Source organism: Bradyrhizobium sp. (assembly GCF_016462955.1).
Taxonomy (GTDB): domain Bacteria; phylum Pseudomonadota; class Alphaproteobacteria; order Rhizobiales; family Xanthobacteraceae; genus Bradyrhizobium.
On the sequence record NZ_JAEMSD010000414.1, the window covers coordinates 1,023 to 6,194 of the forward strand.

The following is a 5,172-nucleotide window of genomic DNA, read 5'->3' on the forward strand; positions in this document are numbered from 1 at the left end:
CGGCGGAGGCGAACAGGCTGACGCCATACTGCCTCACCGAGTCGAACGTCATCAGCGCGGCGGAGACGGTGATGATGACGATGATCGTATCGGTGACGCGCTTGAACACGCGGACCTGCGTGACATGCTTGCGCGCGATGAAGTTCTCGGTGACATCGCGGAAATTCTGCAGGTATCGCGCCGCACTCATGTCGACGATCCGGATCGAGATCCAGCCGATCAGCGCGATGAACGCCACGACGAACAAGCGCGTCAGCGGCGTTCGAATCTCGTCATCCAGCGGCGCAAGGGGCAGCACCAAGGCGACGGCGGCGAGGCAGAGCGCGAGCCGGGCCGGACCGGCGGTCCGGTCGATGAACACGCGCAACAGCGGGAGGCGAATTCCGAAGGAACGATTGAGCAGCCAGGTCACGAATCGATAGAAGGCAAGCGCCAGCAGGATCGCGCCGGCAACCAGACTGAGGCCGACGAACCAAGTGGGGATCCAGTCGAGCTTGCTGTCGATCTCGGCGATGAGGGTCTCCCAATTCATTGCTGTCCCCGTCATCCGTTCGCGCAGCCCCCTCAACGCTTGCCGGCCAGCTTGGCTCCCCCGTTCAGTGCAACGCAGCATTCCCCTGATGCAACCGTTGCAGAATTCGGCTAGTTTCGGGGCGCTCATGACCAGACGTACCGGCAGCGCCGATCTTCCTCTCCACACCGGACGGGTTCCCCCGTGGCTCGCCAGTCGCATGTCCTCGCTGGGCGCGATCGTCACCCAGGCCATCGTGCTGCATTACGGCCGCGATGCGTTCCTGCAGCGCCTGTCACATCCGTTCTGGTTCCAATCGTTCGGTGCCGTGATGGGCATGGACTGGCACTCCTCCGGAATCACCACCTCGGTGATCGGCGCGCTGAAGCGCGGCCTCGGGCCGCTTCAGGACGAGCTCGGGATCTACGTCTGCGGCGGCCGGGGCCAGCATTCCCGCAAGACGCCGGACGAGTTGATGCAGCTCGGCGAGCGCGTCGGCTTCGACGGCATCGAGCTGACCCGTGCCAGCCGTCTGGTGGCCAAGGTCGACAGCGCCGCGGTCCAGGATGGCTTCGACCTCTATCTGCACGGATTCTTCGTGACCGCCGACGGCAAATGGACGGTGGTGCAGCAGGGCATGAACGGCGACAAGCGGCAGGCGCGTCGTTACCATTGGCATTCCGAGGCGCTGAAGAGCTTTGTCGATACGCCGCACAGCGCGATCGACGGGCCGCAGCAGGGTGAGATCGTCAATCTCACCGATCATCGCGCCGAAATATCTCGGACGGCCCAGCTCGAGCTGTTGAACGATCTCGGACCCGATCGCATCGTCTGCGAATTCGAGCAGCTGATCGGCACCGCGCCCGAGCCGGCACAGGCCATGCTACCACATCTGATCATGCCTGCGCATCACGACGTCAGGCCCAAGGACGTGTTCGCGCGCCGCCTGCACGGCACGCTGGCGGCCGCAGCCGAGCGCGGCCCGGTCGATTTTCCGGACCTCTTGCTGACGCCAGGCGTCGGCGCGCGCACCGTGCGTTCGCTCGCGATGGTCGCCGAGGTCGTGCACGGCGCCCCCTATCGCTTCACCGACCCCGCGCGCTTCTCGCTCGCCCATGGCGGCAAGGACCGGCATCCTTACCCCGTTCCGATCAAGGTTTATGACGAGACCATCCGGGTGCTGAAGGGCGCGATCCAGAACGCGAAGCTCGGACGCGAGGAGGAGATGCAGGCGATCAAGCGCCTCGACGACCAGGCGCGGCGGCTGGAGCGCACCGCGAAAGGTCCGTCGGTGGACTCGTTCATTGCTGGTGAACGTGTCGCCTCGCCCGATCTCGATGGCCGCTCGGTGTTCGGCTGGGAGCGTGACCTTGCGCCCACAAAAAAGCGGACCGGCTGAACACCGGTCCGCGAGTTGGCGGGAGGAATGTTCTCAGGTCTCGTCGGCCTCCGGCTTCGGGTCGAGCCGGTTCGCCGAGTGGTCCTGGTATTGCTCGGTCTGGATCGTCTTGCCGTCCATGCCGCGAATATCCGAATGCTGTTTCTTGTCGCGGTTGGACAGAACCATGTTGTCGCCGATCATGTCCTTGGGCACATCGGTCATGCCTCCGGTGCCGTCGCCCTTGCCGTGCAAGCCTGATCTGAAGTGCGTCTTGCTGCCGTGACCACCTGGCATCAGTCTCTCCTCTTGTGATCTTCTCTTACAGTGAACGTCTGTGCTTCTGCAGGCCCGAGCGACTTATGCCGCTTTGGCCGATGCGCGCCTGCCGCTCGTTAGGCTGTCTTGCTGCTCATCAATCTTGTCTCCCGTTCGGACGTCTGCCCGCGGCTGCGGAACCATCGCCGCGTCCGACGTGTGAGGTGACAACAGGCCGACCGGCACGCCGTTCCTGATCGATCGCACGCGACGACGATTTCCGAAGGAAGGCTCGTTGTCAGCTCGCGCCGGCGGGAGAACGGTCGCTGCTCGCAACCGCGCGCGCAGCGCGGCTTTGGGCCGTGACGGGAAGCGACGCGATCGCTCGCAAGCCCGGCCGCTTGCGCCAGCGGATCTCGGCGGGATCGACGGCCAACCCGAGTTTCGGCCAGCGCTCGAACAGTGCTTCCAGCGCGCAGGCGGTCTCGATGCGCGCGAGTTGATGGCCGAGGCAGAAATGGATTCCCGTCCCGAACGAAAGATGACGGTTCGGCTTGCGTTCGAGATCGAGGCTTTCAGCGCGGTCATGCATCGCCGGATCCATGTTCGCGGCGGCAAGCATCACCATGACGCGATCGCCCTTCTTCAGGCGCACGCCGTCGACCTCGACATCCCGCCGGACATAACGCGGCTTGGAGAACTGCACCGGCGAGACGAAGCGCAGGAACTCCTCCACCGCAAGCCCGATACGGCTCCAGTCCTGTTCCAGCCAGTCGCGCAGGCCAGGACTTCTGAGCAGTTCGTAGGCGGAACCGCTGATGAGATGCGTGGTGGTCTCCGATCCCGCCGCGAGCAAGAGAAACACCATCGAGACCATCTCGTCCGGCGTGATCTGGCCGCCCTCACGCTCGACCTGGATCAATTCGGCGATCAGGCCCTCGCCGCCCTGCACACGCGCGATCTGCAGCTGCTGTTCGAGATAAGCGCGCATCTTGCGGAACGCGAACAGCAGACGAAAGAAGCTGACGACGTTCGTCAGCGAGGACATCTCGTTGGCCCAGGCAATGAATTTCGGACGGTCTGCGGGCGGCAAGCCGAGCAGCTCGGAGATCACCGCGAGCGGCAGGATGCGCGCATAGCGCTGGACGAGATCCGCCGGACGACCATTCACGAACACTTCGTCAGCCAGACCGTCGGCGATGGCGCGGATGCGCGGCTCCATCGCGACGATCGCGCGGCGCCGAAACGCCTCGTCCACGATGCTGCGCAGCCTGGTATGATCAGGCTCGTCCATCGTCAGCATGTTGTTGGCGATGGTCCTGACGTATCGCGGCATCCACCAGCGCAAGCCGGCGACGTCGCCATCCTCCCTTCTCAACGTGAAGGTCGCGCCGTCTTTCAGGATCTGCGCGGTAGCGTCATGGGTCGTGGTAATCCAGACGTCGCCGATGAGAGGAAACCGTGTCGCGACCACGGGACCGGACATGCGCAGCGTCGCAATCGCCTTGGGCGGATCGCGAAGGTAGGCCTCGCTGGTGAAATCGAGGCGCACTGTCATGGGATCACCGGACTGATTGCTGGCGTCTCACGCAGATGGTCCGCCGGGCCGCCGGCGCAAGGGAGCGAACCCCTCGGTCGAGGTGCCTAGCCGCCGGGCGAACGCTGGCCGCTCTTGCGCTGCTGCTGGGTGTAGGCGTCCCAATGGCTCCAGCTACCATTGCTGAGGCTGTGCAGGTCCGTCGCGAGCGGACGGCGCGTACGCTTGTCGTGATCGGCGATCACGCGTTCCGACTGCGTGATCTTGCGCTTGAGTTCCGCGATCGTCTTCTCGGTCTGCCCAATGCGCTTCGAGGAGGCGATCTCGCCCATCGTGAAGCGCGCGGTCTCCAGCGCCTTCAACTCGGCGCGATTCCGCTTCAACTGGACCCGGTGCCAGGCGATGTTGCTGTCGCTGTCCGCAACCATGTGGGAACTCCGCTGATTCGCTCCCACAGTGTATCAAGCGCCGAATCGGCGCCGCAACATGCCGCGCGCGGCGAAAATGCGGTCTTATTGCGGGAAAATCCCGTAATCAGCGCTCGGCAAAGGCCTTTTCGACCACAAACTGGGCCGGTTCGCCGTGATTGCCCTCGGCGAGGCCGCGTTCACCAAGCAGCACACGGGTGTCCGCGACCAGGGCGGGGCTGCCGCAGATCATGACGCGGTCATGGGCGGCTTCGAGCGCCGGCAGGCCGATGTCGGCGAACAGCTTGCCCGAGGTGATGAGGTCGGTGATGCGGCCGCGGTTGCGGAAGGGATCGCGGGTCACGGTCGGATAGTAGATCAGCTGATTGCGAATGTACTCGCCGAGCAGCTCGTCCTTCGGCAAATGCTCGGTGATCATCTCGCCATAGGCAAGCTCCTTGACGTGGCGGCAGCCGTGCAGCAGCACCACCTTCTCGAACCGCTCGTAGGTCTCGGGGTCCTTGATCACGCTGAGGAACGGCGCAAGGCCGGTGCCGGTGCCGATCAGATAGAGGTTGCGCCCGTCTTCCAGGTTGTCGATGACCAGCGTGCCGGTGGCCTTGCGGCTGACGATGATCTCGTCGCCTTCCTTCAGGTGCTGAAGCCGCGAGGTCAGCGGTCCGTCCGGCACCTTGATCGAGAAGAACTCCAGCGTGTCCTCGTAATTGGCGCTGGCGACGCTGTAGGCCCGCAGCAGCGGCTTCTCGCCGACCTTGAGGCCGATCATGGTGAATTCGCCGTTACGGAAGCGGAAGGTCGGGCTGCGGGTGGTCTTGAAGGAGAACAGCGTGTCGGTCCAGTGGTGGACGCTCAAAACGCTTTCCTGATTGAAATTGCTCATCTCACCTTCCCTGTCGCGTCAATGCGGTTCCGAGGCCGGCAGCTATGCGTCGTTTGTACACGATCATTCGTATACTAATGAATAATCCGGCTTGATCCCGCGGTCAAGGCTGCCCAAGATCGGAAGCGTTGCAATTAGGAACAAGGAGCCCATTCCATGGCGCATGACGCACCCCAGGCC

General features: G+C 63.9%; 5 protein-coding genes and 1 pseudogene. 1 reads left to right on the forward strand and 5 read right to left on the reverse strand.

Features of this window, described 5'->3' with window-relative positions:
- Nucleotides 1–532, reverse strand: a pseudogene (locus JHD07_RS30115) (mechanosensitive ion channel family protein); the annotation flags it as partial.
- A gap of 127 nt (nt 533–659) precedes the next feature.
- On the opposite strand from JHD07_RS30115, the gene JHD07_RS30120 reads away from it, so the two are divergent.
- A complete protein-coding gene (locus tag JHD07_RS30120) occupies nt 660–1,910 on the forward strand; it encodes a DUF763 domain-containing protein (RefSeq protein ID WP_291628756.1) in 1,251 nt (416 codons plus the stop codon).
- A 33-nt stretch (nt 1,911–1,943) separates the two neighbouring features.
- On the opposite strand, the gene JHD07_RS30125 is transcribed toward JHD07_RS30120, so the two are convergent.
- From JHD07_RS30125 to JHD07_RS30140, 4 genes are all read right to left on the reverse strand, one after another.
- Complete coding sequence (locus tag JHD07_RS30125; RefSeq protein ID WP_291628757.1) at nt 1,944–2,186, reverse strand: hypothetical protein; 243 nt, start codon at nt 2,184–2,186, stop codon at nt 1,944–1,946.
- Between the two features lie 259 nt (nt 2,187–2,445).
- Nucleotides 2,446–3,705, reverse strand: coding sequence for a cytochrome P450 (locus JHD07_RS30130; RefSeq protein WP_291628759.1), 1,260 nt, complete (start codon nt 3,703–3,705; stop codon nt 2,446–2,448).
- An 86-nt stretch (nt 3,706–3,791) separates the two neighbouring features.
- On the reverse strand, nt 3,792–4,112 hold the full coding sequence (locus JHD07_RS30135) for a hypothetical protein (protein ID WP_291628761.1): 321 nt from the start codon (nt 4,110–4,112) through the stop codon (nt 3,792–3,794).
- 106 nt (nt 4,113–4,218) lie between these two features.
- Nucleotides 4,219–4,992, reverse strand: a complete 774-nt coding sequence (locus JHD07_RS30140; protein ID WP_291628763.1) for a ferredoxin--NADP reductase — start codon at nt 4,990–4,992, stop codon at nt 4,219–4,221.
- Between the last annotated feature and the right edge of the window lie 180 nt (nt 4,993–5,172).

Coding starts and splice junctions, on each gene's coding strand:
- JHD07_RS30120 (WP_291628756.1), top strand. CDS start 660: ATGACCAGACGTACCGGCAGCGCCGATCTTCCTCTCCACACCGGACGG.
- JHD07_RS30125 (WP_291628757.1), bottom strand. CDS start 2,186: ATGCCAGGTGGTCACGGCAGCAAGACGCACTTCAGATCAGGCTTGCAC.
- JHD07_RS30130 (WP_291628759.1), bottom strand. CDS start 3,705: ATGACAGTGCGCCTCGATTTCACCAGCGAGGCCTACCTTCGCGATCCG.
- JHD07_RS30135 (WP_291628761.1), bottom strand. CDS start 4,112: ATGGTTGCGGACAGCGACAGCAACATCGCCTGGCACCGGGTCCAGTTG.
- JHD07_RS30140 (WP_291628763.1), bottom strand. CDS start 4,992: ATGAGCAATTTCAATCAGGAAAGCGTTTTGAGCGTCCACCACTGGACC.